Below are 24,845 nucleotides of genomic sequence, written 5' to 3'. Positions count from 1 at the left end.
CTGTCGAATCGCTATATTTATTCGATGTGCAAGCCATATCGGGTTGGTCATTTTGAGGGAGAAGCGCAAGCTAGCTTCCAGCCTTGGCGGGAATGCGAATGATTATCTCCGCAATAATAGTTCCTTTTCAAACCTGGAATCCGAACAAGCAGTTATGATAAATGACAACCCAAAAGAAGAGGCTATACGTAATTAACGGGAGTAGGAATATAGGCGTTACTCTCTGTATAGTATCTACTATGTAGATGACTTACCGTTCGAAAAATTAATTGCATTCTTAAAATGGGCGACAATAAGCCTTTTGACAACCGACCGCTTTATGGGCGTTTGGACTTAAATTTCGCGCTTAAATCCGCCGGACTAGGAGTATGGGAGTTAGACCCTGTCACCAACGTTATTCTATGGGATGACCGATGCCAACAGTTGTTTGGTTTATCCAATGATAATCAATTGCCATTGGAACAGGCTATCCAGCACATTCACCCCGAGGATTTGACCCGTGTTACTCAGGCGATAGAGTGGGCGTACAATCCAGCTTCCGGTGGCGCTTATGATGTGACGTATCGTACACTAGGGGCTGATGATGGCCTCTTACGCTGGGTGCGCTTTTGGGGACAAAGCTACTTTACACCTGAGGGTGAGCTATATCGCTTTTCAGGAGTTGCTCAGGAGGTCACTCAGCAAGTGATGGATCAGCAACGGATAGAAGCTAGTGAAACAAAACTGCGGGGACTCATTGCTGCGGCTCCTATTGCGATCGGCCTCTTAGTAGGTCGTGATCTAGTGATTGAAAACCCGAACCAGCCCTATATTGAGATCGTGGGCAAAGGTCCCCATATCGAAGGACTCGCCTTACGCCAAGTCATGCCCGAAATGCTTGAGTATGGTCAGCCGTTCGTCCAAATTTTGGATGATATATTCACCACCGGCACACCCTTTATCGCCCAGGCAACACCGGCTAAGATCGTGCAAGACGGGGTACTCACTGAAAAATATTATAATATTTATTACTCCCCCATCTTTAATGAATCGGGTGAGGTATACGCTATTTCGACAATGGGGGTCGAAGTCAGTGAGGAAGTGAAAGCTCAACAGCAGTTGCAGGAAGCCGAGACGGTTCTACGAGGAGCGATTGAGGTTGCTGACATGGGCACATGGACATTAAACATGGAAACGGGGCTGACTACGTATTCTAATCGCCTTCGAGAACTCTTTGAATTTACTCAGGACTACATCGAACAGGAACGGCTTTATAATCCTATCCTTGAATCAGATCGGGCTCGTTTGGTGGACGCTGTCGCCAAAGCGTCTAATCCCGAATCCGGTGGGCTATTAGATGAAGAATACACGGTTATTACCCAGCAAACAGGACGGCATCGGATTGTACGGGCTCAGGCCAAAATGTTTTTCGATCCCCAAGGAAGACCCACTAAGCTGGTGGGCAGTATGCGGGATGTTACCGAGCAGCGGCAAACGCAGTTAGCATTAGAGCAGTTGGTAAAAGAGCAAACGGAAGAACTGGCGGCTGCCAATGAAGAGTTGGCGGCAAATAATGAAGAATTGGAATCCAATAATGAGGAATATGCAGCCATTAATGAAGAGCTGGAAGAGTCCAACCGGCTACTAGCCCGCTCCAACGAAAACCTTCAGAAATTTGCCTATGTAGCCTCTCACGACTTGCAGGAACCCTTAAGCAAGATCCAACAGTTTGGGGATTTACTCAAATCCAGTCAGGCCCTTTTGTCAGGAGATGATATAAGTTATATTGATCGAATGCAGTCAGCATCCAGACGCATGGCTACCTTGATTCGGGACTTGTTGGATTACTCCCGGCTTTCCACTCAGCAAGCCATTGATACCTTAGTCCCGCTGAATGGGGTTATTACGCAGGTGCTTTCTACGTTGGAGCTAGTCACGGCTGAAACCCAGGCGGAGATCATAATAGACCCCTTACCGATTGTGGAAGGCAATGAAATTCAACTCATTCAACTGTTTCAAAACCTATTAGGTAATGCGCTGAAGTTTCGTCGGCCATCGGTTACGCCAGTCATTCACATAAACGCCCAACAGTTAAATGGGAGCGAACTGCCTGCCACTATAAAGCCGGTCCGAAGTGCTCAAAGTTATCACCGGATTGATGTCGTGGACAATGGTGTTGGCTTTGATGAAAAGTACCTAGATCGCATTTTTCAGGTTTTTCAGCGGTTGTACGGTAAGAATGAGTTTGCGGGAACGGGCATTGGTCTGGCCATCTGCGAAAAGGTAGTGACCAATCACGGCGGAGCCATTACGGCCAGCAGTCAACCAGGACAAGGTGCAACTTTTTCCATTTATCTACCAGCTTAGTTGGTCGTTATAGTTAGTCTTGATACAGGTCGTTTATTTTGGCCTCATGTGTGAGATTTGGCCTTCATCTTTGTCACCATCTAAACGAGCGTTTGTCGGTGAGCGCGGCCTATTTAGAGCAGGTTTTTTAGGCTTAACTGTCGAAATACAGCTTTGGAATTGTGACTGTCTGAAACCAGTAGATGCGTAGCTCAGTGACGTATTTTTTCCAGTCAGCAAAAGAGAACGGCTTTACAGTGAAAGCCGTAGCGCCCCGCATAATTGCTTCGTCACGGTTTTCAGTTGTTGCGTGAGAGGAAAGAATGACGACAGGTATCAAGCGGCCTTGAGGGTGGTGCCGAATAAGCGATAAAAAATCCAATCCGTTCGGTGTACTTTTGAGATCCAGATCGAGCAGCACCAACTTCGGCCCTACCCCCCTCAAACCATCCAGGTAGCCTACCGCTTCTTTGAAGCTGCTGACATAAGTGAATTTGGCTTCAGGAAACGAATTTATAGCAGCTCGATTGAGTATGTCGGCTACATGCGCTTCATCATCGACAACCAGAATAGGGAATGCTCCTGACATAGAGTGCTAGAGCCAAGGAGTGCCAATGCATATCATTTGAGCAATCCTCGACCCTTATCAATGTAAACCTCTATAGTAGGTGGTGTGTTCGAATGTAGACGCGCATTCATGGATAACGAGTGATACTATATAAACAAGCGTTTGAGGTAGTGACGCTCCCCAAATTACCCCCTCTGTAGGTAATCAGTAAGATCAGTTTCAACCCGGGCCATCGAGCGGGAACACCGATCAATTGTTTGTTTATACTGAGCGAGCAAGCGCATTTTACGAGGGCTTTCATGCATCGTTTCCTGAGTCATCAAATATAGCTCTCGCATTTGGCTAAGTACCTGGCGCAGATGATTAGCCTGCTGTTGTTGAATGTCAGACCAGCGCTGAACCCATTCGGCGTGTGTCATCGTACTCACATTATTAGCAATTCGCGGTTGATATAATACTCACTCCCACTGAGTTCTGAGTTGGGTGATAGGGTTACAGCAAGGCTGCTGATCCAAAAAGTCGAGGGAAATTATGGTCGTTTTTTCGTCCTCAATGAGTTTTGCTTCAACGATTGAATCTCCCGATTTGGCAATTTGCATTAACACAGCGAAGCCAAGCTCTAAGTCCTGAGCCAGAAATTGAAAATCTCTCCATTGTTTGCCGGGGGTGATCGAAGTGATTGCGATAAGCATAGAGTGCAAACGATAGACTAAAATAACCAATATGGATTACTAAAGGGTTGCTAGTTAGAGATTATTTAGGAAATGGGGTTCTGTTGCTTACAATATGGTCATTTCTTTCTGTGACCTCCCTTTTGATACTAAATAAACGCACGTTTACGTAGTATCAAAATCCCTTATATTTGCCTTCATGCAACCAGCCATCGCCTATTATCGGGTCTCCACTGACCAGCAGGGAAAAAGTGGGTTGGGCCTCGATGCCCAAATGGAAGCCGTGCGCCAATTCGCCGAGCGGGAACACTACCAGGTCACGGCCCACTTTACCGAGATCGAGAGCGGCAAGAAAAACAAACGGCCTCAGTTGTTGGCCGCACTTGAACAGTGCCGTAAAAAAAAGGCGATGCTCATTATCGCCAAGCTGGATCGGCTCGGTCGAAATGTAGCGTTCATCGCCAATCTAATGGAAAGCCGGGTGCAGTTCAAAGCCGTGGACAATCCCCACGCCGACGAGTTGATGATCCACCTCTTAGCGGCATTTGCCCAGCATGAACGTAAGCAAATCAGCAAACGTACTACCGAAGCCCTCCAAGCTGCCAAACGGCGCGGCCAGGTGTTAGGCGCAAATGGTGCCGTGCTGGCCAAGCAGAATCAGGAAGCGGCCGACGAGTTCGCCGAGCAAATGCGGCCAACGATCGAGCAAATTCGACAGGGGGGAATTACGTCGATTCGGGGCATTCGCGACGAGCTGAACCGGCAAGGGGTGCCCACCTTTCGCCAAGAAGGGCAAAGCTGGCATTACCCCAGTGTGCGCTATTTGTTGAAGCGCATCGAAGAGTGATCCAGACAGAAATCTAACAATGGCGGTTTAGTCGTGGTTTGTTAAGTCAGTTCTTCTGACTAACACGCCCATGTCAAATTCGCCCGCCGTTTGGATTGTTGATGACGACGACGATGATCAATTTCTGCTCGGACTTGCCTTCCGAAATCTCAACCCACCTGTTTACGTCAAACAGCTTTATGATGGGGAAGAACTATTAGCCCAGCTAGAAGCCTGTGCTTCGTTACCCAAGCTGGTGCTGTTGGATTTGAACATGGCTCGCAAGAACGGATTTGATACGCTGGTGGAGATCAGGAGGCTTCCACAGTACACAAACCTGCCGGTCATTGTGTTGACCTCATCAACTTTAGAAAGTGACAAAACCTTGTCCTACTCGCTAGGTGCTAATGGCTTTTTGACCAAGCCACTTTCGGATGAAGAAACGGTGAGCATGTTAAAACTACTGGCTCTGGAATGGCTCTAGCTATTCTATTCCATAAGCTAGCGAAGGCGCTAAGTAAAGAGTGGCCTAATGCGGCCTCCGTTCTTGGCAGTTGTGTTTAAGAGTGTATCGCTCGTTGAGCTTTCATTTTCCAACGAGGGAAAAGTGATAAATCGAATTATATTTACACTCTATCATAAAGACGCATCTCCCTCGATTTTTCGAATCAATAGTAAAACTCAAACTGTGAACATGATGTATAACGCCTGTTAACTAGCCCGAAAACCCGTTTTGCCGAATGAAGACGACGTTTAATGTGCTGATTGTCGAAGACGATGAAGATGATCAGTTCTTGATGAAAACTGCCTTCGAGACAGATTCTAACCGTTACGACATTCGGTTTGTCAGTGATGGAACCCAAGTTTTAGCAAACCTTGATGGTACAGATTTCCTCCCTGATATAGTGCTATTAGACCTCAATATGCCGCTCATTGATGGCTTTGAAGTGCTCACTAATTTAAGAGGTTCCAAAGCCTACCGGTATGTGCCCGTGTTGATTTTAACGACATCTGACAACGAGGCAGATGTTATCCGAGCCTACGAATTAGGCGCTAATACATTTCTCACCAAGCCGAATGGACATCAGCAGTTGATCGAACTAGCCGCGCAGATTCGCAACTACTGGTTCAAGTTGGCGAAAATCCCCACACGTCGGTTGAATCACTAATACTGCTAACCTGGCAAAATAAGCGTATCTAAAAATGGGGTTAGTTGATGATCTACCGTTTTCAATACATGAACCTATGGAGTCAATAAAACCTCTTGAATCGTTTCATATTCTGGTGGTGGATGATGAGCCCCCCATTTTTGATTTTCTGTGTCGAATCGCTGCTAAGGATTTTCCAGAAGCTAGGTTGACTAACACCCGATCAGCCCCCGAAACCTTAGAGCATCTCGACTCACACGCGGATCAGCCGCCCCAATTGGTCCTTTTAGATATTGATTTGCGTGCCGCTACAGATGGTTTAAGTCTGTTGCCTGAATTAAGGGGCCGCTTCAAAGGGCGAGTGCCCATCATCATGCTCAGTTATCTGGATGAAGAGGCCAAAATTGAGCAAGCCTATGAACAGGGTGCCGTAGCGTATACGCAAAAACCAGAGGATATGGAGGGCTGGCACGAGTACGTTTCAATGCTACGAGATTATTGGCATCGCTCCGCTCGTTTACCGGGTGTTAGCCCACCAACTAATTAGTGCTTCCAAGCATAATAGAAGCCTAGCTCTATTTAGACAAGTGTACGCGCAATATTATAAAGTTGGGTAGTTTTGCCGTTTTGTACCGCAACGGCGGACCGTAAAATCCGTCATTTGGGTTATACTTTACCAAATCAAGGCTTTAGGTAATCATATTGTAGATTATACAACAGAGGAAATATCTTCTTACAACCTTTTAGGGTGCGATTAACTCATAGTTATTTAACTCGTCAACTTTATGAGATTTATTCAAGCTATCGTCCTCCTGTTTAGCGGCTGCTTTGGTCTGGCCTGCGAACAACAAAAGTGTCAGGCTCCTCCTCCGACATATAATGTTGCCTTTGTCAATTCCCAAGGCCAGCCCTTAATTGGCGATCCTCTGCAAGCCGATGCGGTGCATATATGGTATACTTCTTCTACGGGTGTACCCATTCATTTACCCAAAACAGACTTTAAAGCCATTGCCTCAAATGATAGTTATAAATTCATTTATAATGTCGGGTATGATCTATTTGCCAGGTCCGAGCAGACTCAATACACAGTTGCGCTTAGTGATAAAGTGCTCGGCACGCTGTCGATGACTAGCCGCCGGAATGAAAGTAAATGTAATGGATGGATGCACCTTACCGGGATGCGATTTAACAATGAGCCCGTCAGTCTAGGTGCTGACAATGTTACCTATGTACTCAAAGTAAACTGATACGGATTAGCATAAAGCAGGTGGCTGTTGCAAAAGTCGGTATGGCGTTGAATCCGTTCATTCACTCGTCATTTTTCAGCTGTTTGTTGGCCAAAACGGGCTCATCATTCATGCCTGTTGGGTCTATTACAGACTTTTGCAACAGCCACGCAGATTATACAACAAAGCTGATGAGGGTTCTTCTACTCGCTCTTTTATCATTATTAACCAATACATTGTCAAGCGCTCAAACTGGCTCCGTCAACAAAATCTATTTGTTCGCTGCTCAGTACGATACGCTGACCTTCTCTAACGTCAATCGCAAACCCATCCAAGGAGTAGTTAAGATTGGCCGATATACGCTCGTTGAAACCAATCTGAGTGAGTTACTCATTAACTATAGCAGCACAAGCAGGCTTCGGATTGAGTTCAGTCAAGAGCAGGTTTACTACAAGCAAGTAGGTGGTTTTAGTTTATACGGCAAAGTGAGTCCCTTATCAGAAGAAGCGTTTAAAAAGAAAGTCAATGAGAAAGGGCCTGGTATCTACAGACATTATTTCTTGGATAAAGAGCTAGGTTTAAAACTCCTTGATCAAAAGTGATAAGTAAACATAATGTAGATTATACAACATAAAAATGCTTTCATTTATAGGGTATACAGACGCAAAAGAGCAGATTGAAATAGTTGCAGACGAGCAAGGTATTGATGATCTGATTCTTTACCTACAGGGTATAAAGGAAGGTAAAGACCATATGCATTTAATCGTTGATTCTGAAATCGACGCTTATCCGGTTTCCAGTTCGAAGGCTGGAGTAACTGTAATTAAGCATGTCCGGTTGGAGTACGCTAACAGAGAGCAATGGCGTCTTAGCTAACATAAACCCAATTATACAACAGCAAAATGAGTATTCTTCATCATTGGAAGTTGGGTCTAATTATAGGCGTAAGTATATTACTAGGGTACTTTTCGTTGAGACCTACGTACGAGATTGAAGCTTTCAAATTACATTCATGCCCTAATGTTTATCTAACTCAACTGCTATACTGGAGGCCGTTCGATAGGCAGTTAATATATATCTACGGTCGTCATTTAGAGAACACTTATCCCGAAAAAGACTATGTCGTGCAACATAATTTTGCAGGTATGGATTCGCAGTCAGACATTATCGCTGTCTGTGATTCAACTGGACGGATAGTGCTAAATTATGGAAGTGAACGTTTTGAGACACCACGACCTTCTTCGAAACTCAAACTGCATCAAACGGATTCTGCTACAGAGTGGGATTCAATAATTAATACTAAAATTGGCACTTATATCAGGGCTTATTAACATATAGCCACTTATACGACATTCTTATGAATCCGTTCTTTGCTCGAATATTTCGTATGCTTTCACTTGGCTTCCTAATAGTTGTGGTAGGCTGCTGGCTATTTATATCCAATCAGCAAATCGCTGGGAGAGTACTAATGATAATCGGAATAATATGGGAAGGGTACACTGTTTTTTACTACTTCAAAAACCGCAATAAAGATTCAGTTTGAAAAGGACTTCTGATAAAACTATTACAAGAAAGGTTCTATTAATCCTAACCTCGCATTTCTGAGTTATTTTCATTAACATAAGTGTAGTTATAAAACGGCTCTGTAATTAATTATAGATCAGCTTATTGCCAATATTTGTACTTATTCAATAAATAGTAAATCTTCATCTTTGTATTTAAGGAGCAAACTTTCTGAATCTGGAAAGGAATGATTTATTGCCAAGGTACTCATATGATCAAAGCTATTCATGAGGCAAACATTAAGTGGATCGATAATACTCTGATGAATAATCCAGTCGTGAAAAGGGTATTTATCGATAAGTGCCAGTAGTTCTCCTCGACTACTCTGAGTGATAATTACTTTGATATATAAATCGTCAATTAAAGATACATCTGACAAGATTTCTTTGAGAGCTGGCCATGAGTCAACCGATATCTGCCAGATAGAATTGACAGGTGCTCGCTCAATGATGTCTTTTAGGAAGTCTTTCTGGCTTGGCATAAATTAATAAAGTACAATTCTTTATATATCTGATAAAGATGGCTGAAATATCACGTAGTTGAGACGGGTTTTATAACTATCTTTATGTAAAGAGATTTTTCAAATAAGTGACAGAGGAGATACAGCTATACTACTATCAAAATAGTCATACTATTAACTCAATGACTAAAGAAGCTGAAAGTAGAAGTATATCTTTCAAAATGTCTCCTAACATACCAAGTAAGATCATGCCTAACCCTGTCTAAGACAGGCTGATTATCTTCGCCAACTTTCACTTTATACCATTCATCGTGTGACCCTTTTAAGCGCCCTATTCTTTGCCTATATTGAAAAAAGCAATCTACGGTTTTAGGGTATTTGGGTAATTCGTCAAAGCATTTTAGATAAAGCTCAGGAAAAAATATACCACATTCTATCGTGAATGAAGCCTCTTCTGAAGTGTTCGTTTGGCTAAATTGAAGACCAATAATTTTAAGAAAGCCCTCTTCAGTTTTCACATAGCTATTGCTCTGCTTTTTAAAACCCAATGATTTAATAACAGGCTCAATTTCACTTTTTACAAGCTCTTTTATTCCCTTTTGAGCCATTGGCAGATTTGTTATATAAGTGCCATTATGTTAGTTGTAGGCGAATATATACACTAGGAGGAAAGCTAGGTTCACCCCAGTTAAAGTAATCAAAGATAGCCTACCAATTTTGAGGTAAAGCGAATTCTCAGATCCGAACATCAGCAATAGGGCGAAGGATACAACCGCTAAGAATGGAAGATAGATACACATAGCCAACAGCCCTGGCGTGATCCAATCTCCTTTTCGGTAAGTGAGCCCGATATAGATTGATAGCAAATTGAGGATCATTATGAGTAATACCCACTTCTTCTGTCTCCTCATAATAGGTGTTGTATAATTGGGTATATGTTAATCAAAGCGATCTTTCATCTTATACGTAGATACAGTTCGTTGCTACGGATCGTCTTAGGTTCGTTTACGTAAAACTGACCTACCCTACAGACTGATCCATGTAAATCAACCTCAGGTAACTCCAGAGCAATCTTATAATCGCCTGGTTGCTGATAAAGAAAGGTGATATTAGTAAAATCCTGACACCGTTCTTTGGCCTTCATCAGGGTAAATAAGGCAGTTCGCTTTTCTAAACCAGTCACTTGGCTAAAATGCTCAAGGTCTGTTTCACGGATAGTTTTAGCATACTGGGTATTCTTGTAATCATAATCGTACCACAGTGAATCATCCCGAACGAACTGTTGATATAGCTCAGATTTTGAATTATAATTCTGTTGGCCGAAGAAATCAACAATTGCGCCGGTTGCTCTGTAAAGACTATCTGTCAAAGCCTTTTCTCGCTCTAATTCTTGATCAAGAGGGTGTTTAAGCTCAATGTATTGGTTAGTGAGTGAATTCAACTTATAGTACTTGACATGACGCATTAGGTTGCCCTTTGGCGCTGGCGTATACAAAGCTACATCTTGATCCAGCTGGTTTTTAGCCTCCAGTAAAAGCCCCACATCTTGACTAATTGTGCTTGACGCTTGTCGGCTAACGATGGACAACTGAATGGACACGCTTTTTTGAGCAGAGGCCGTAACACTAATCGAAAGCATAACTAGCAGCCATCTTGAGCGAAGAGATTTAACAATCATATGAACTAATTCTATCAAGATCTTAAGTAGTCTCTTTCTTATTGTATAATCTACAATATGTAAAGTAAGCCAGATTTTGCCATTTCAAACCCAGCTCAATTAGAATTGTGTATGACTTTCCAACACTTCTACTTCCTGGTGTAAATAGCCTCTGATTTCGTCATCCTCTTCCACAAGTAGTTGTTGGTGAAGGGTTAGATAGCGCGCTTTTCGGGCCGAAAACGTATCGCTAACAATAAACTCAGCCAACCATGGACTCATGTCCAGCAAATCGGCTTGCTGATGCGTATAGGGGAAATGCGCCGTGAAACCAATCTGAGCCATGGTTGACCACTCGTATTTGGGTAGCGCATGAATGGGCTGACCGAAGAAATTATCCAGTACATACGTGTTGGCACAGAAGGTTTGCCATACCTTCACTTTTGCTTCAGCTAGCTTACCCGACTTAAAGAGTAGGATCGCCCGCTCAAACAGGAAATCAGGAAAGCCAATGTCATCGGGAAACGTTTTGGCAAACCAGCGGAGGTAAGTCAATCCCCCTGGATAATCGGCTAGCTGGATATAGTAGCGGGTGGGTAAATAGCGTAGGCCACGGGAGTCATCGTAGCCACCAAATTTTCGTTTCTCGGCGGCTAAGACTCGTTTGACATCAGCAATCTTTTTTTCCAGCCGTTGTCTTTGTTTGGGTGTCATTGCTAGAAGATATAGTCGTCACTGAAATTTAAGCCCAAAGGCTAGTTGGCCATTAAAGTAACCATTGCCAGCCACGCCTAAAACGATCCTTGACAATCCATTCCCAAAATATGATCGTTTCCCAAAAATAGCATCACAATCAGTAAGCGAATCGATCATATTTTAGAGCAGATCATTCCTCAATTTAACATTGAAAAATACTATTACTGCTTAACCTGATTTATGGGCATTAACGTATTCAATTCTTATAATAGTACAAATCAATAAGTTGTAGCAGCATTACCTAATCCACTTAAATTTACAGATTAACCAAGAACTCCCGTCAATGGAACTCTTGATTAATCTGTAAATTTAAGTGGGGTTACCAATCGCCATTCGGACTCGGGATTGTTGCGCTCAAACATAATGTTGAAGGCGAACTCGGTATTTTCAGTCTGAACATCGGTCAGGTTGTATTCCCCTGGCTGCTGGTCCAGATTAAGGGGCCTAAACAAGGCTACTTTGTAGCGGGTGCTTCGGATACTCATATGGTTAAGACGCTGAGTTAATTCCTGAGTAAAGCGTAAGGATATTGAATGCATGCGTATTCTTGATTGATGATTTCATATATCCCTACAACGAGTGTTAATGCTTCATAAGTCTTCCCGGAAATCTCTTTTCTCTAGATATAAATGAACTATAAAATTCGTTACTCGTGATAAGATTTAATTATCACGAGTAACCCTATATTTGTCAAAACGAGTAGACTTTGGTCGACTTTACTCGAAAAGTAAACACTAAACTCTTTTTCCCGTGCCAACCCATGAGTCAATCTGACAGTACCGCGCAAACCCTGATGATTATGCCAGCTCCTGAGCGGAGTCTCTCTCTACGAGTCGATGAACAGATTCACCAGGAGGCTAGCGAGTATTTGCGGGCAGGCCTGCAAGGTTCCCCCAATTCCCACCGGGCGTTTGTGACCGACCTCAAACAGTATGCTGCCTGGTGTGGGGAGAATAACTACCAGCCAACGCCTTTGTCGGCAATTGCCCTGGTAGAATATGTAACCTTCTTGGGACGGACTCGCAGCTTCTTTACCATTCAACGCCATCTGGCTTCGATTGCCAAACTCCACCGTCAGCATCGAATTGACTCACCGACCACCGATGAACAGTTCAAGGTCTTTCTAAAAGGCTTTAAGCTCAAAAAGACCATTCGCCAGAAACAGGCCCCCGACTTTTCGCTCAAGCAGTTTCGCCAGGCACTGGACGCCTTACCGCCAACACCAACTGGTATTCGTAACCGAGCCATTCTGCTGCTGGGTTTCACCGGTGCGTTTCGGCGCAGTGAATTAGCGGCACTTGATGTGAATCATATCCTGATTGATGAGGCCGGCATGGTCATTCGGCTAGACCGCTCGAAAACCAATCAATTTGGGGAGGTGGAAGAAAAAGCGGTTGCCTATGCTAACGAAGCGGAGTATTGCCCGATTGGGGCTCTGCAAGCCTGGCTGGGGGTTGTAGCTCGAGCGGAAGGCCCTTTATTTGTCAGGGTCCGGAAAGGGGAACGCGTGACCGGGGAGCGACTTTCCGATGAATGGGTTAATCTACTGGTTCAACACCAACTGGGTGAATCCTTTACGGCTCACTCGCTACGGGCCAGTTTCGTCACGATCGCCAAAGCTAACGGAGCCGATGATTTAGAAGTGATGAATCAGACCAAACATCGCACCACGACCATGATCCAGCGCTATGACCGACGTCGCAATATCCGCAAGCATAATGCATCGGGCAAACTGGGACTTTAACGACCTGCTAGCCTGAGTATGTAGGGGATAACCAACTAAAGAGCCGGGCCGCCGGGCGGGCAAATTTCCAGCCGCGGACGGTCGCCACGGCGGACCGTTTGTAGCTAACTGATAAAAATTGCAACCTTAATGTACTTCGTTCAGTCAGCAGTGTTGCACCAATAATTGGCCTGATTTATAGGAGCATTTGGTCTCACAAACTCAACTGAACTGTGAGATTTTGATTTTGATTCATGAGATGGCAATTTGAGACTGAAATTCATACAGGATGATTCGCTATGACAATTACTGTATCTATCGACTCAGAAATCGGAGCGTTTAAAGGAACAGTCTTTAGCCTGATTCTCCATACATTAGCTAACATATTGTTCACTTGTGCGATTCGTTCACCCTAAATGGTATGGTAAGTAGCGAAGCAAAGAAGCTGACTAAATAGCAAAACAGAAAAATACAACAAGTTCACTTATGTGTCGTCACCGGGTCGGTGCAGGTTCATCTTATCGACTCGGTAATAGAGGCTCGGTGTAGGCTCGAGTGATCCAGTAACCCGTTGCACATTCCAGATCTGGTCGAAGGGGAGCAGGATGCGGCTCACCAGGCTATAGTCGTGTCGGTTTAGATGCACATCGCAGATTAAACCCTCATCGGTTAGGGTAACGTTGTGGGCGGATTCCTGACTGATCCAGATGTGAGCAATGTACCAACGTTCGCCTTCACGCCCCTGGGGCAGCTGGTCATAGTAATTGGCCGTTATCAGGAATTGATTTTTTGGATCGGCCCAATCCGCCACGATGTCTTTCAACACAGCCATCAATTCAAGGTCAATTGTCATGCTCAACTTGTTTCCAGTCTGGTGCTGGTGTTACAAGTGCCAAGTTACGGTTAGTTCGGCTTTATGTCCCGTGCTTTGGTAAAGTCAGTATCACTTATTTAAGATCAACTCATCGAACAGGTCACGCATGACTGGCTCCTACTTGAGACGAAGCCGCGTTCATGTGTCTGCTTTAAAAATGGGGCGTTTCGTGAAACGGTATTTTGCCTAAGGTTTGTACTTTGGCTAACACAAAAAAGATTAACCAACAATTCAGGGTGGACAGTTGGCTGACAATTACAGGTATTCTCGTTAGTGGCCCCGGACTTATCCTAATGGGTGCTTATCTCGTTTCTGTACGCTCGATTCCTATACGTAAAATGTGGGGGAAAGTGCTTTTGATAAGCGGAATCATTTGGACCATGTGTCTTTTAACAATGGTGGGTATGAGCGGATGGCTGTTTTAAAATTTACTTCACATAAAACTCACTTATACAACAGGAAAGATGAATCGAGCTTTTTACACACTAGTTATTGCTCTAACCTTATTAGTGCTTCCTATTGTCTATTTGATTGCCGAGGGAATGCTTCACTTTCATACCAAAGCAGATGATGAGATAGGCATGTTTGCTTTACTGTTTTCTGGCCCTTTATTGGTTGCATATAGTTTTTTCTGTTTCTTTCTGGATGTTCCTACAAAGGGAAAAAAAGTTCTCACAATAATTGGGTTTGCTTCTGGTATTTTATGGATGTCTTACCTTTTGAAAGCATGTGCTGATGGGGAATTTGAATAGTTAGTAACTTATCTTAAAAATATGCACCTATGTGAGACGAAGCAGCATTCATATATCTGCTTCAGAATTGGGGCGTTTCAGGAGACAGTAAAATAGAATAGTAAATCAAGAAATTAATAATCCCGAATAACCTATCTAGTCGTACCTATGATAAATTGACAGGGCCTACTTTACCCTGCCGCTTTTCGGTACACGATAGGCGGCAGGGTGACCGTGTCTAGCCAGTAGAGCCGAAGTTGCTCTACATATTTTTTCCAATCAGCAAGTGTTTCCGGCTTGCGGATAAAACTGGAGGCACCATCCTTGTAACTCTTTTTGACATCTACATCAAGTTGACTCACCGTCAAGACTACAATGGGAAGCATGTAAATTGTAGGATGCGCTCTTAGTTCTTTTAGCAGTTCGAAGCCCGTCATGCTGCCTAGATTAAGATCTAGCAATAGGAGTTGAGGGCCATGTCCGTCTAATTGGCTAAAGTAGTTCAGGGCCTCCGAGTAAGAATGTACCTGCACATAGTAAGCCTCAGGAAAACTTTCTGTGGAAGCAATCCGTAGGATGTCGATTAAATGGGGATCATCATCAACCAATAAAATGCGGAAAGTTGCAGCCACAGCAAGGAAGTTAGGTGGAAAAGGGTGGGTAAAGCTAAATAATTTAAAATACAATAAGGGGATGTACCTTTGTTTATCTACTTTTACCAGCGTTAGTAATGGGGCGATCCCTATTTCCTAAGCTCAGTCGCCACTCTTTATCTCACCAATCAATTGGCATGCCTACCGAGACTCCATTAACTATTCTGGTGATTGATGATGAACCGCCCATCCTTGAAATGTTGCAACGGATTGGCCAACAAGCATTCCCCGAAGCGAGCTTTGTGGGGGTTGCCTCACCCCAGCAGGCTTTTGCCTATCTCAATGACGAGTTGGCCCAACAGCCTAAACTTATCCTGCTAGATATTGATTTTCAGCAGTCAGTAAATGGGCTTGATGTACTTCCCCAATTACGAGCACGGCTTCAGGGAAAAGCGCCAATCATTATGTTTAGCGGCCATTCTACTGACACCAATATTATTCAAACCTACGAGAAAGGCGCCGTTGCCTATACCCAAAAGCCCCAGGATCTAGCTGGTTGGCGGGCCTATGTTGAACGGCTAAAAACGTATTGGCACCAAACGGTAGTATTGCCCAATTAGCCTTACTGCTTGGGTTGGGGGCCGCTATAAGGATACAGGCAATGTTGCCAGTAACCCATGATCCAGCGGAGTTGTTCTTTGGCTGCCTCATGGCCTACCGATTTCTTAAAAAAGCCCTGAATAGTACCCTCATACGCTTCTTCAATTAGTGAAGGTGAAGCGTCAGTGGTCAAAAAAATAAAGGGGATTGCCCTTTGTTTCAGCGTTTGATTCGCTTCGATGCGCTGCCTCAACTCCAGCCCATTCATTTTGGGCATATTAATACCACAAAGAATAAGGAAGGGTTGCTCTGAGGTGGTGAGCAAGTAATCCAGCACTTGCTGGCCCGTGACAAAGAAATGGATGGGATTGAGCACTCCTAAATCCCGAACGACTTCTTAAAACAGCAGTTGATCATCGTCGATCAACAAAATGGGACCAGTACGCATAGCGGTACAACAGGTTCATTCCTGGGTATGTTGTAGAGAGCTAGAAAACGGCCTATTAAGCCTATTAACTACTAACAGACATTTAACGATGAACAAGCCTTTATTCATACCTATGCAGCTTACAGGTCGAAATGTAAGGGTGGCAATGAAACGGTTTCCCACCAGTAAATCCGTAACGCGTTACAAAAATCCTGCCAACTTACCAGGTCGTTAGGTTGTGGTAAATAGGTAGCAGCGCCTATTTCATACGATAGGGTAACATCAGACTGTTTGCCGATAGGACCATACACAAGAACCGGAATTCGGATGAAGGCTCCAGGCATAGCCTTAATGGTCCTGAGCAGTTCCCAGCCATCGGTATTCTGAGGTAGGTAGAGGTTGAGCAAAATAAGTTTGGGGAGTTGCCATTCCTGACCCCTCCACGAATTTAGTAGGAGTTTTGCCTGCTCAACATTGGCTACACGTTGGGTGGTTACTTGTGGGAGGTATTGCCGGAGGGCACCTTCCATCATTTTCCATTGATCGGTCTGGGGTTCAACGAGCAATAATTTAGCATTGTTGAAATTGGTGTTAATGTGCGTATCAGCCGTTTTCATGGCCATCAGTAAGCTTGCGAATAGATGAATCTAACCAGCTATATCACTCGTAAGAACATAACTTAACCTACAAACTAGGTGTGAGCATTTTGTGTTTGAGGATAAGTGAAGCTTCAGTTTGTATGTATTGTGATTCTTAGAGTGTATTCTCACTGAACGCTCCTAACTGAGACGAGGAAGTATCTATAATTCGGACGTTTAATGATTCGAAAACTTGGCAAAGAAAATGTCAGATGATGTCATGACCTATACACTATATCCTTCACCATGTCCGGTGTAGGAAGAAAATACCCGGTTGCGTATTTCAGCCATATACGCACTCGAGGAGGTCGCCTACACAGAGCGGATCTTTACATTATCGTAAGGCTAGGCTCAAAACAGAAGCAATTACGGTAAGCGCACTGAGCGCGATGGGAATGATTCGGTAAGCCCGATCGACGCTGGCCGCCCGGTCTTTACCCGGTGAAACATACACCACATCACCGGCCCTCAAAAAATAAAAAGGGGAATGAAGGATACTTCGCTTAGTGAGGTCAATTCGCTGGTAGATAAGGTTATTAGGACCATTATAACGAATCACTAAGATATTGTCTCGTCGAGCATACGTGGTCAAATCGCCTGCCAGCCCCAGCGCTTGGGGTAGACTGAGAATTGGGCTGCTGAGGGTAAACAGGGCAGGCTTATTGACCTCCCCTAATACAGAGATGCGGGTCGTGAATTCAACCGTTACAGTAGGCTCTAGTAGATGCGCCCGTAACTTGGCCCGTATATCCGTAGCCAGTTGCGCCGTCGTCTTGCCTGCTGCTGGAATCAACCCTACTAAGGGTAAAGCAATATTACCCTCCTCGTTGATCAAAAAGCCAGTAATAATCGGCGGGTCGATGACCTTACCGGGTATGAGGATCGGATCAAATGGATTAACGGTAGCACTGTTGGGTGGGGTAATGCTATTTACGCGAATGGTCAGTATAGTCCCTTTGGAAAGGGGAATGTTTTGGACGGCAGCAAAAATACTATCCAGTTCTTTATTGTTATCATTTGTGCCATCTTCCTGAAAATAACCCAGTTGTTTAGAGGTCGCACAGCCAATTAGCGAACTGATGAATAGAATAAATATACCTGTAAGTAATACGTGAGAACACATATTTCTTTTTTGTGTAAAAGTCTTTTTCATCTTTTATAGGCCTTTCGCTTAAGAGGTAAAAATGACAAGTTCAGGGCATCATTCCTAAGCACGTAAGCTACTTAAAAGCACACACTAGGTTCATTCTCACAAAAGGCTCCTCGAACTGAGACAAATCGGTATTTCCTAGAGTAGCTTACATTATCAGAAAAACTATGGAGCCACAACTAACCCATCACAAGTATTCAGGGTGACCGAAGGTAGGCTTTTTATAAATTGACTAAAACGCCCTCACCGGAGAGCTAGCCGAAGTTGGAACGTCAACTAAAGCTAGTTTTATTGGCCGTTCGCGTCCGAGCCAGCATCTTTCGTATCTTTGAGTGACTCTTCTCGCTCAATCGCCTGACCGCTCACCATGGCTCAAATCACACCTCCTACCGCTCCTACATTGCCTGAATTGATCAAGCAATACCAGGCGCTCACCACCGGTGTGATTAACTTCGAGCTGTATAATCAAATGGTGCACACTCATCACTCGACCGCTATCGAAGGCTCCACCCTAACGCTATTGGAGACCCAGACCCTGTTAGAAAAAGGGCTTACGGCGGGGGGCAAGCCGCTAGAACACCACTTGATGGTCGTTGATCACCAGGCCGCTCAACAACTGGTCCTCGACTGGGCCACCCAACACGAGCCCTTGAACCGGGACCGGCTACAGGCCATTGCCGCAGCGGTCATGCGTCAAACGGGTGGACCAACAAACACTCTATTAGGTACGTTTGATTCGAGCCTTGGTCAATTTCGCACGGTGAGCGCCATGGCCGGTAGCCGCATGTTTTTAGATGCTAGGAAGGTGCCGACGGCAGTGGACACTTTGCTTAAAGAGATGAACACGCTGTTGCCCGCAGCTAAAACAGTCCGGCAGGTCTATGACCTTTCCTTTCAGGTACATTTTCAATTGGTCAGTATTCATCCCTTTGGCGATGGCAACGGGCGCACCTCTCGGCTGCTAATGAATTATGTTCAGCAGTATCATGGCCTGCCCTTGAGCTTAGTGTATGCCCAGGATCGGACGGCTTATATTGCTGCTCTAGAAGAGTCGCGTCGGCAAGAAGCTACCAAACCAATAACGGATTTTATGTACGGTCAGCTCACCCAGTTTCTTACCCAGGAGATTGCCCGCTTAAGCAAGCCCCAAGTCCCTAAGAAGGGGGGACTGACATTACTTTTTTAGTGAATTGCTAGCAAACCACTTCTGATTATAAACGTTTCAGCGTCAGGCAATCTACCGTTCATCTAGCTGCGTCAAAAATGGGGCGTTTAATAAAACAGTATTTAGCCTCAATCGTCGTACTTTGGCTAACATATCGCTCACTTATACACAAAGGCTGAAGTAAGTATTACAAGTTTCACTTTACATTTTTCAAAAACCAAAATGAACTGGTCTACAATGATTTCACGCTTAATAAAAAGTCGTGTTTTGGAATCAGATGAAGATTATGAGCCTTTTGATGAACTGTTATTATGGATGGATGATAATCCATCAAAGCTTGACCCATTTCTGATTAAAATACTACTCAACGGTTTCTTTGATGACACATCGAACCCTGATTATATGTACAGTTTAATTCATGGGCTCAACGCTGTAAATAATAAAAACCCTGACTCATATTTTAAAGAAGTTTTTGACGGTGCATCTATTATATATCCTCATGCAATAAACTGGTATACTACTATTTTGGCAAACGGTTTAATAACTCAGAGGGATAATAATAAGCGATTTATGGCAGCTCTAATGAGCACTTCTGTGCAAAACTTAACTATCATAAAAGAAACCATCACCTCATTAATAGCATCGTCTACTCAATATATTAGTGATCGTTCTCATCTTGAGATCGTGAGTAATGGAAGAGATGCATTAGAAACGATTGAATCATTAGATATTTTAAACTAATGACAGAATATCAGTATTCTAAAAAAGTTTTATAAGATGAAACGGATTGAGTTAAACACCAATTGAACATCGGACACATTCTCAGAAAAGGCTCCTACCTGAGACGATAGAAACTTCATAGTAGTGCTCCAGAAATGGGGAGTTTCCTGAGTCATATACAACTGGTTTTTCGTCCCCATGAGTTTATATGCATCACCATTAGGTAGTAGGGCATTTGATAAATACGAGTGATAGCGGCCAGCAAAAGGTTGGTGAAAAATTCAGTAAACCGCTTAACTTTAGCAGACGAAACGTCAATTGTGGGAGATGCTGCTGAAAGGTTTTTTGCCCAGCCCTGCTTTACGGGGGTACATCGAAAATATCGGTATTGTCCATCTGGAATTTTCCGTCGAGGAACCGATTCCGGTGAAAGCCTATACCCCCAAAACCGGCGACTCCATTGAATTTTTTCTCCGGGATCCTGAATACGTGCAATATCCGAGAGAAACCAATAAAACGAAAAGACCAGTGGCCTTCTTACATGGCCAGCATACAATGGTGTACAATCGGTGTGTTGGCCGAGAGTTTTTATACCTCAATATCAAGTTTCAACCCGGTGCTTTATTCCGACTAACGGGCATTCCCTCCTACGAGCTGACCAACACGTATATCGAAGCAGAAGCGGTTTTTTCATCAGACATAAAGACTGTAACAGAACAGTTGAGAAATGCCGACTCCTATGCTGAAATGCTTGAATGGGCGGAATTGTTTGTCGCAAGACTAATCAGACGAGCCAAAAAGAATGCCCATGGTATTGATAAGATAGCTCAACTGCTGTTGCACAATACCGAACCTGTTTCGATGGATTGGTTGGCCAGCCAAGCCTGTTTATGTCCCCGGCAATTCGAGCGAAAATTTAAAGAGCGGATGGGCGTACCCGCTCCCCAACTGGTCCGAATTGCTCGCTTTGATAAAGCCTTCCGGATGAAAAATGCCCAGCCCCAAACCGACTGGTTAAGCATCGCCCTACAGTGCGGCTACTATGACTATCAACACTTAGTAAGAGACTATAAAGTGATCACTGGGCTTACTCCTCCGGCTTTTTTTCAGCTTGACAATCAGGCGCCCGAACGACTGTTGGGCTTGCACGAATAAAGCGGTTAGGGCAGCCCTAAAAAGTCGTTTTTGTACCACTACTCACGACAGGAAGAACGTCACTTTTGCCTAACAAGATGATTTGTTATGGAACGCAGACATTTCCTGGCTAGTGGTCTACTGGCTGGCTTCGACGCCCAATGCCCCTCGCTGACTCAGAGTCTTTTACCCGCATTTACCCATTCTGACAGAGGACCACTAAAACCTTTTTACTCGCCCCCCGAGCCAACTCAAGTAGGACCCAATGGTCTGGGATTCAGAGTACCCGTCCGCAGCAACCAAACTAACGGACAATTCTCCTGTATGGAGGGCATTATGGGTCCTAAACTGATGGGGCCAGCCCCGCACGTTCACAAAGAACTGGACGAACTGATGTTTGTGCAGGAAGGTACAGTCAGCATACTGGTTGGCGATAAGGTGTATGAAGTCGAAGCGGGCGGGTGGCATCTGCGCCCTCACGGCCTTGTCCATACATTTTGGAATGCCACCGATAAACCAGTCCGGTATATCGACATGTTTTTCAACCAGGATTTTGAAAATTTTCTGGAAGAGATGTTTGCCCGATTGATTCCTGACCTGATGAAGCGGGGTGTTTCCTTAACCTCAAAAGAGGCCACTGATAAAATGAATGCATTATATACTCGGTATGGGATCACCATGTTCGAGGAGCAGCGGCAGCCCATCATGGCTCAATATGGGTTGAAAGGGTAAGTCTTAACGCTGTTCTACCCTACAATAAATCATCATTCTGTCTTCTTAACCATATAACCATGAAACCGTTTCTGCTCTGTCTGTTCGTATTTATTTCTGGGGGAAACCTCTCGGCACAAAACTCCATAAAAGGTAAAGTTATCATCGAAAAATTCGTAGCGCCTTCCCTTCAGGGTAACCACGCTGGAGAGGACCCTATGCGAAGGCTAACCATTTACCTGCCGCCCGGCTATGAAGCCAGCAAACAGCGTTATCCGGTCATTTATTTTTTGCATGGTGGGATGGAAATGGGAGGTGACAGCATTGTGATGGCCTGGTGGCGTTTTCATGAGTTAATGGATGCGGCTATTCAAAACGGTCGTATCAAACCCATGATTTTGGTCCTGCCTAACAGTGATGCTAAATTAGGCTCCGGTTTTTACACCAATTCAACGCTTACCGGAAACTGGGCCGATTACATTGCGAAAGATGTGGTTGCGTATATCGATAAACGCTATCGAACGATTGCTGGTAGACACAGTAGAGGCCTGAGCGGCCAGTCTATGGGCGGCCATGGTGCTTTGAAAATTGGGATGCTTTATCCGGATGTTTTCACAGCCGTGTATGCACTGAGTCCTGGTAATTTGGGCTGGGGCGGTGACTTTAGTCTAGAGATGTCGGCCTTTAAACACATGGATTCCTATAGAAATCAGTATAGCGAAGCGGAAATAATGGGTGACCTCATTAAACGAAATGATTTTACAAAATTTTATACAAAAGCGATGGCCAATCTGGCCCGAGCGTATTCACCGGATGAGGCCGGAAAAACCTTTCTTTCGGCTAAAATGCCAGTAAGCTATAGTGGCGACAGGATGATGGTGGATGAGGAGACAAAACGAAAATGGGAGGCCAACTTTCCCATAAATATGATTGAGAGTCATCTGGCTGGGCTGAAAAGTTTAACGGCCTTAAAGTTAGACTGGGGCCGAAACGAAGAAATCAAGAATGTACCTATTGCCAGCCTTCAATTCAGCAAAAAGCTCGAAGCCAATCAGGTAAAGCATTTTGCGGAAGAATACATTGGGGGGCATGTGAGCCATATAGGCGGTTTTGAAGGTAGAATTTACACGGAAATGCTTCCTTTCTTTGACACGTATTTGACAGTTGAATCTAAAGAATGAGCCTCTGTTCGGTAGACATAGCGGATATCTTTATCGATAAATCTATATGACAAGTGTCTCGAAATACCCTCCCAAATGATACGAGGTAGTATCTATAATTCGGGCGTTTTGCGATACGGCTAAATGGTAGTTTTACAAGCCTACGACGTGGTAGTACGTTTGTAAAATTCTGTTTTGATCGTCTTATCTGACAATATTGAACAGGCTTAAATCCTATCTTTACACTACTAGCTTTACATACAGTGAGTTATACAACGGGTCTAGGTAAAGTACAACGAACTGACCTACAGTAAGTTATTGCTATTCCCAGACCCGTTCTATAACTACCATTACCTAAAAGGATTATTGCTATTGGATAACACTGAGCCGAAAGAAGCAGACCTTATTTCTGTTTTGATTGGTCTCTCACGGTTATGGGGTTAAACGGCTTGGCTACTTCATTGACAACAACATTTTCGACTGCCTCCACCAGCCAAACCCGATTTCGTTTGACAAAAACGAAGGTAGCCAACCCATCCCCATCACCGCCTTTCGATCCATCAGGTGTAATGTAAGAATCCTTGACGTGCATCAAGACATGGGCAATGGCAACATCAGGGGTTAAAAACCGAACCGCTACTGACCGCTTTTCTAAGGGTATCGTTTTAAAGTGCTGTTCGTGCATGGTTTGATGCGCATACTGCACGTCTTCGCGGCCTTTCCAGTGCATACCGACTATATTGACAAAATCGCATTCCGGGGCCATATACTTGTTCATGTCCCTAAAATCATGGGTATTCCAGCTCGTAAAAAAAGCGTCTACCTGGGCTTCGATGGCTTTTTGTTCTGGGCTATTTTTTTGAGGTAGGGATGTTGCCTTCTGCTGACTGTAGACTCCTTGACCCAAGAGGGTCATGAAGACCAATAAAATGAATGGTTTCATGATTGATCGAGTTTTGATTCGAACAAACCTACTCCCTTCTTAGTCAAGAGTGGGGGTATAAAAACGACATTCTTGCGTTTAAAAATTATGGGAACTATAACCCCGTATGAGGGTGCTGGTTTCTTGCTCCAACAGCAAGGTTGGCGTAGAACCGGCAAATTCTTTAAAGTCGCGTCGCAGGTGTTGGCTATCATAATACCCACTCTGGAGAGCAATCTCGAGCCAGTCCAACTGAGGACATTTCTCTTTTAATCGAACGGCTTTACTAAAGCGGACAAGGCGACCGAACGTTTTAGGGCCAAGGCCCAGTCGTTCATAGCATTTACGCTCAAACTGCCGGGGACTTAGACAGGCCTGATCGGCTAGGTAATCCAATGAAGCGGGTCGGCTTGGGTCTTCCATTCGCTGGAAAGCCCGATCAATGGGGTGCTGCTCAAGCTGTTTTTTTCGAAGTCGATCCAACAGGAAGGCTTCAACGATCTGTTGCATCTGCTTGTAGTTATGGGTTTGGCGAAGCTGTTCATCGACCTGACGAATCTGGGGAGCCCACAGTAGCGACACATCAAGTGCATAGTCAAAGAATTCAGTCATTGGAATGCCCAGTAGTCGATGCAATCCACCTGGCACAAAAAATGTGGCTATGATTAACATATCCGGTCCTGTAGTCAGGTCAACGCGTGAAACCTGAGGGCCAACCAGGATGCAGCTGGGTTGGCGGCTAGTCAGTCCCGTACGGTGGTGGAATACGTGGGTCGGATCACGGGGATAAAATGACAAACTCTGAACGGCATGGGGTGGAAAGGGGCGAGCGGAGGAGGGCAAGTGCTTAGGCGTTTGGACATGCACAATTTGGTAGCCTTTCACCAAGCTAGCCAGTGCTGGGGTAGGCGAGTAGAATTGGATGAACATCTATCAAAAAGTATGTTGTATAATCTGTTATCTGTTAGCTAAAGTACAAAACTTCAGGCTAACTGCTTTCGAAAGCTCCGTCTCACAAAAACTGTTAGGTTCGCTGCTGAGACAAAACCCAGATTTATGGCTGGCCTTTGTTGCTAAAAATCAAGACCTTTCAATAG

Annotated in this window: 30 protein-coding genes; 16 read left to right on the top strand and 14 right to left on the bottom strand. The window is 44.4% G+C overall.

The features are described from left to right. Positions 1-282 precede the first annotated feature (282 nt). Positions 283-2,346, top strand: coding sequence for a PAS domain-containing sensor histidine kinase (locus tag IC229_RS22010; protein ID WP_190889184.1), 2,064 nt, complete (start codon positions 283-285; stop codon positions 2,344-2,346). Positions 2,347-2,479: 133 nt separating this feature from the next. On the opposite strand, the gene IC229_RS22005 is transcribed toward IC229_RS22010, so the two are convergent. Both IC229_RS22005 and IC229_RS22000 read right to left on the bottom strand, forming a co-directional pair. Next, positions 2,480-2,914, bottom strand: coding sequence for a response regulator (locus IC229_RS22005; RefSeq protein ID WP_190889183.1), 435 nt, complete (start codon positions 2,912-2,914; stop codon positions 2,480-2,482). Between the two features lie 437 nt (positions 2,915-3,351). Further along, on the bottom strand, positions 3,352-3,585 hold the full coding sequence (locus IC229_RS22000) for a hypothetical protein (protein WP_190889182.1): 234 nt from the start codon (positions 3,583-3,585) through the stop codon (positions 3,352-3,354). Between the two features lie 178 nt (positions 3,586-3,763). Between IC229_RS22000 and IC229_RS21995 the strand changes: the two genes are divergently transcribed. The 7 genes from IC229_RS21995 (at position 3,764) to IC229_RS21965 (ending at position 7,640) form a co-directional block, all read left to right on the top strand. Beyond that, positions 3,764-4,411 (top strand): recombinase family protein, encoded by a 648-nt coding sequence (locus IC229_RS21995; protein WP_190889181.1) that lies wholly within the window; start codon positions 3,764-3,766, stop codon positions 4,409-4,411. Between the two features lie 70 nt (positions 4,412-4,481). Beyond that, a complete protein-coding gene (locus IC229_RS21990) occupies positions 4,482-4,874 on the top strand; it encodes a response regulator (protein ID WP_190889180.1) in 393 nt (130 codons plus the stop codon). A 256-nt stretch (positions 4,875-5,130) separates the two neighbouring features. Beyond that, entirely contained in the window at positions 5,131-5,559 is a 429-nt protein-coding gene (locus IC229_RS21985; RefSeq protein WP_190889179.1) for a response regulator, read from the top strand. Between the two features lie 76 nt (positions 5,560-5,635). Then, entirely contained in the window at positions 5,636-6,085 is a 450-nt protein-coding gene (locus IC229_RS21980; RefSeq protein ID WP_190889178.1) for a response regulator, read from the top strand. A gap of 238 nt (positions 6,086-6,323) precedes the next feature. After that, positions 6,324-6,785, top strand: coding sequence for a hypothetical protein (locus tag IC229_RS21975; RefSeq protein ID WP_190889177.1), 462 nt, complete (start codon positions 6,324-6,326; stop codon positions 6,783-6,785). A gap of 20 nt (positions 6,786-6,805) precedes the next feature. Then, positions 6,806-7,366 carry a hypothetical protein gene (locus IC229_RS21970; protein ID WP_190889176.1) on the top strand — a complete coding sequence of 187 codons (561 nt, stop codon included), beginning with the start codon at positions 6,806-6,808 and terminating at the stop codon, positions 7,364-7,366. 34 nt (positions 7,367-7,400) lie between these two features. Beyond that, the gene (locus IC229_RS21965; protein ID WP_190889175.1) at positions 7,401-7,640 is read left to right on the top strand and encodes a hypothetical protein; all 240 of its coding nucleotides are present in this window, start codon (positions 7,401-7,403) and stop codon (positions 7,638-7,640) included. 808 nt (positions 7,641-8,448) lie between these two features. On the opposite strand, the gene IC229_RS21960 is transcribed toward IC229_RS21965, so the two are convergent. The 5 genes from IC229_RS21960 to IC229_RS21940 form a co-directional block, all read right to left on the bottom strand. Then, complete coding sequence (locus IC229_RS21960; RefSeq protein ID WP_190889174.1) at positions 8,449-8,808, bottom strand: hypothetical protein; 360 nt, start codon at positions 8,806-8,808, stop codon at positions 8,449-8,451. Positions 8,809-8,966: 158 nt separating this feature from the next. Next, positions 8,967-9,395: a DUF4304 domain-containing protein gene (locus IC229_RS21955; protein WP_190889173.1), complete on the bottom strand. Its 429-nt coding sequence runs from the start codon at positions 9,393-9,395 to the stop codon at positions 8,967-8,969. A gap of 347 nt (positions 9,396-9,742) precedes the next feature. Further along, positions 9,743-10,483, bottom strand: a complete 741-nt coding sequence (locus tag IC229_RS21950) for a hypothetical protein (protein WP_190889172.1) — start codon at positions 10,481-10,483, stop codon at positions 9,743-9,745. Positions 10,484-10,564: 81 nt separating this feature from the next. Continuing rightward, positions 10,565-11,158, bottom strand: a complete 594-nt coding sequence (locus IC229_RS21945; RefSeq protein WP_190889171.1) for a tetratricopeptide repeat protein — start codon at positions 11,156-11,158, stop codon at positions 10,565-10,567. Between the two features lie 338 nt (positions 11,159-11,496). Further along, complete coding sequence (locus tag IC229_RS21940) at positions 11,497-11,685, bottom strand: hypothetical protein (RefSeq protein WP_190889170.1); 189 nt, start codon at positions 11,683-11,685, stop codon at positions 11,497-11,499. 275 nt (positions 11,686-11,960) lie between these two features. Here IC229_RS21940 and IC229_RS21935 point away from each other — a divergent pair, with 275 nt between their 5' ends. Further along, entirely contained in the window at positions 11,961-12,944 is a 984-nt protein-coding gene (locus IC229_RS21935; protein WP_190889169.1) for a site-specific integrase, read from the top strand. Between the two features lie 463 nt (positions 12,945-13,407). On the opposite strand, the gene IC229_RS21930 is transcribed toward IC229_RS21935, so the two are convergent. Next, a complete protein-coding gene (locus IC229_RS21930) occupies positions 13,408-13,776 on the bottom strand; it encodes a hypothetical protein (protein WP_190889168.1) in 369 nt (122 codons plus the stop codon). A gap of 485 nt (positions 13,777-14,261) precedes the next feature. On the opposite strand from IC229_RS21930, the gene IC229_RS21925 reads away from it, so the two are divergent. Beyond that, positions 14,262-14,549, top strand: a complete 288-nt coding sequence (locus IC229_RS21925; protein WP_190889167.1) for a hypothetical protein — start codon at positions 14,262-14,264, stop codon at positions 14,547-14,549. Positions 14,550-14,719: 170 nt separating this feature from the next. On the opposite strand, the gene IC229_RS21920 is transcribed toward IC229_RS21925, so the two are convergent. Then, the gene (locus tag IC229_RS21920) at positions 14,720-15,160 is read right to left on the bottom strand and encodes a response regulator (RefSeq protein ID WP_190889166.1); all 441 of its coding nucleotides are present in this window, start codon (positions 15,158-15,160) and stop codon (positions 14,720-14,722) included. Between the two features lie 158 nt (positions 15,161-15,318). Between IC229_RS21920 and IC229_RS21915 the strand changes: the two genes are divergently transcribed. Further along, entirely contained in the window at positions 15,319-15,741 is a 423-nt protein-coding gene (locus IC229_RS21915) for a response regulator (RefSeq protein WP_190889165.1), read from the top strand. A 2-nt stretch (positions 15,742-15,743) separates the two neighbouring features. On the opposite strand, the gene IC229_RS21910 is transcribed toward IC229_RS21915, so the two are convergent. From IC229_RS21910 to IC229_RS21900, 3 genes are all read right to left on the bottom strand, one after another. Next, a complete protein-coding gene (locus IC229_RS21910) occupies positions 15,744-16,097 on the bottom strand; it encodes a response regulator (RefSeq protein ID WP_317171611.1) in 354 nt (117 codons plus the stop codon). Between the two features lie 191 nt (positions 16,098-16,288). Further along, positions 16,289-16,771, bottom strand: a complete 483-nt coding sequence (locus tag IC229_RS21905; RefSeq protein WP_190889164.1) for a response regulator — start codon at positions 16,769-16,771, stop codon at positions 16,289-16,291. Positions 16,772-17,120: 349 nt separating this feature from the next. After that, a complete protein-coding gene (locus IC229_RS21900) occupies positions 17,121-17,909 on the bottom strand; it encodes a polysaccharide biosynthesis/export family protein (protein ID WP_190889163.1) in 789 nt (262 codons plus the stop codon). Positions 17,910-18,303: 394 nt separating this feature from the next. Between IC229_RS21900 and IC229_RS21895 the strand changes: the two genes are divergently transcribed. From IC229_RS21895 to IC229_RS21875, 5 genes are all read left to right on the top strand, one after another. Beyond that, on the top strand, positions 18,304-19,122 hold the full coding sequence (locus tag IC229_RS21895) for a Fic family protein (RefSeq protein ID WP_190889162.1): 819 nt from the start codon (positions 18,304-18,306) through the stop codon (positions 19,120-19,122). Positions 19,123-19,323: 201 nt separating this feature from the next. Next, the gene (locus tag IC229_RS21890; RefSeq protein ID WP_190889161.1) at positions 19,324-19,842 is read left to right on the top strand and encodes an Imm30 family immunity protein; all 519 of its coding nucleotides are present in this window, start codon (positions 19,324-19,326) and stop codon (positions 19,840-19,842) included. Positions 19,843-20,148: 306 nt separating this feature from the next. After that, positions 20,149-20,976: a helix-turn-helix domain-containing protein gene (locus IC229_RS21885; protein WP_190889160.1), complete on the top strand. Its 828-nt coding sequence runs from the start codon at positions 20,149-20,151 to the stop codon at positions 20,974-20,976. 87 nt (positions 20,977-21,063) lie between these two features. Beyond that, entirely contained in the window at positions 21,064-21,687 is a 624-nt protein-coding gene (locus IC229_RS21880) for a cupin domain-containing protein (protein WP_190889159.1), read from the top strand. A gap of 59 nt (positions 21,688-21,746) precedes the next feature. Continuing rightward, positions 21,747-22,847 (top strand): alpha/beta hydrolase, encoded by a 1,101-nt coding sequence (locus IC229_RS21875; RefSeq protein ID WP_190889158.1) that lies wholly within the window; start codon positions 21,747-21,749, stop codon positions 22,845-22,847. 382 nt (positions 22,848-23,229) lie between these two features. Here the strand turns inward: IC229_RS21875 and IC229_RS21870 are convergent, their stop codons facing one another. Together IC229_RS21870 and IC229_RS21865 are read right to left on the bottom strand one after the other, a co-directional pair. Beyond that, positions 23,230-23,769, bottom strand: coding sequence for an SgcJ/EcaC family oxidoreductase (locus IC229_RS21870; RefSeq protein WP_190889157.1), 540 nt, complete (start codon positions 23,767-23,769; stop codon positions 23,230-23,232). A 78-nt stretch (positions 23,770-23,847) separates the two neighbouring features. Further along, positions 23,848-24,678, bottom strand: coding sequence for a helix-turn-helix domain-containing protein (locus tag IC229_RS21865; RefSeq protein WP_190889156.1), 831 nt, complete (start codon positions 24,676-24,678; stop codon positions 23,848-23,850). Between the last annotated feature and the right edge of the window lie 167 nt (positions 24,679-24,845).

Origin of the sequence: Spirosoma profusum (assembly GCF_014699005.1) — a bacterium.
In the GTDB taxonomy this organism is placed as follows: Bacteria; Bacteroidota; Bacteroidia; order Cytophagales; family Spirosomataceae; genus Spirosoma; species Spirosoma profusum.
The sequence above is the reverse complement of the archived record's forward strand: the minus strand, read 5'-3'. Positions and strand labels throughout refer to the sequence as shown.

Bases quoted from the DNA above. Each gene is read 5' to 3' on its own strand.
- IC229_RS21900 (WP_190889163.1), bottom strand. From the start codon at position 17,909: ATGTGTTCTCACGTATTACTTACAGGTATATTTATTCTATTCATCAGT.
- IC229_RS21960 (WP_190889174.1), bottom strand. From the start codon at position 8,808: ATGCCAAGCCAGAAAGACTTCCTAAAAGACATCATTGAGCGAGCACCT.
- IC229_RS21875 (WP_190889158.1), top strand. From the start codon at position 21,747: ATGAAACCGTTTCTGCTCTGTCTGTTCGTATTTATTTCTGGGGGAAAC.
- IC229_RS21975 (WP_190889177.1), top strand. From the start codon at position 6,324: ATGAGATTTATTCAAGCTATCGTCCTCCTGTTTAGCGGCTGCTTTGGT.
- IC229_RS21925 (WP_190889167.1), top strand. From the start codon at position 14,262: ATGAATCGAGCTTTTTACACACTAGTTATTGCTCTAACCTTATTAGTG.
- IC229_RS21915 (WP_190889165.1), top strand. From the start codon at position 15,319: ATGCCTACCGAGACTCCATTAACTATTCTGGTGATTGATGATGAACCG.
- IC229_RS21935 (WP_190889169.1), top strand. From the start codon at position 11,961: ATGAGTCAATCTGACAGTACCGCGCAAACCCTGATGATTATGCCAGCT.
- IC229_RS22005 (WP_190889183.1), bottom strand. From the start codon at position 2,914: ATGTCAGGAGCATTCCCTATTCTGGTTGTCGATGATGAAGCGCATGTA.
- IC229_RS22000 (WP_190889182.1), bottom strand. From the start codon at position 3,585: ATGCTTATCGCAATCACTTCGATCACCCCCGGCAAACAATGGAGAGAT.
- IC229_RS21890 (WP_190889161.1), top strand. From the start codon at position 19,324: ATGAACTGGTCTACAATGATTTCACGCTTAATAAAAAGTCGTGTTTTG.
- IC229_RS21995 (WP_190889181.1), top strand. From the start codon at position 3,764: ATGCAACCAGCCATCGCCTATTATCGGGTCTCCACTGACCAGCAGGGA.
- IC229_RS21865 (WP_190889156.1), bottom strand. From the start codon at position 24,678: ATGTTCATCCAATTCTACTCGCCTACCCCAGCACTGGCTAGCTTGGTG.
- IC229_RS21965 (WP_190889175.1), top strand. From the start codon at position 7,401: ATGCTTTCATTTATAGGGTATACAGACGCAAAAGAGCAGATTGAAATA.
- IC229_RS21905 (WP_190889164.1), bottom strand. From the start codon at position 16,771: ATGGCCATGAAAACGGCTGATACGCACATTAACACCAATTTCAACAAT.
- IC229_RS21940 (WP_190889170.1), bottom strand. From the start codon at position 11,685: ATGAGTATCCGAAGCACCCGCTACAAAGTAGCCTTGTTTAGGCCCCTT.
- IC229_RS21985 (WP_190889179.1), top strand. From the start codon at position 5,131: ATGAAGACGACGTTTAATGTGCTGATTGTCGAAGACGATGAAGATGAT.
- IC229_RS21945 (WP_190889171.1), bottom strand. From the start codon at position 11,158: ATGACACCCAAACAAAGACAACGGCTGGAAAAAAAGATTGCTGATGTC.
- IC229_RS21895 (WP_190889162.1), top strand. From the start codon at position 18,304: ATGGCTCAAATCACACCTCCTACCGCTCCTACATTGCCTGAATTGATC.
- IC229_RS21990 (WP_190889180.1), top strand. From the start codon at position 4,482: ATGTCAAATTCGCCCGCCGTTTGGATTGTTGATGACGACGACGATGAT.
- IC229_RS21955 (WP_190889173.1), bottom strand. From the start codon at position 9,395: ATGGCTCAAAAGGGAATAAAAGAGCTTGTAAAAAGTGAAATTGAGCCT.
- IC229_RS21885 (WP_190889160.1), top strand. From the start codon at position 20,149: ATGCTGCTGAAAGGTTTTTTGCCCAGCCCTGCTTTACGGGGGTACATC.
- IC229_RS21930 (WP_190889168.1), bottom strand. From the start codon at position 13,776: ATGACAATTGACCTTGAATTGATGGCTGTGTTGAAAGACATCGTGGCG.
- IC229_RS21980 (WP_190889178.1), top strand. From the start codon at position 5,636: ATGGAGTCAATAAAACCTCTTGAATCGTTTCATATTCTGGTGGTGGAT.
- IC229_RS21870 (WP_190889157.1), bottom strand. From the start codon at position 23,769: ATGAAACCATTCATTTTATTGGTCTTCATGACCCTCTTGGGTCAAGGA.
- IC229_RS22010 (WP_190889184.1), top strand. From the start codon at position 283: ATGGGCGACAATAAGCCTTTTGACAACCGACCGCTTTATGGGCGTTTG.
- IC229_RS21880 (WP_190889159.1), top strand. From the start codon at position 21,064: ATGGAACGCAGACATTTCCTGGCTAGTGGTCTACTGGCTGGCTTCGAC.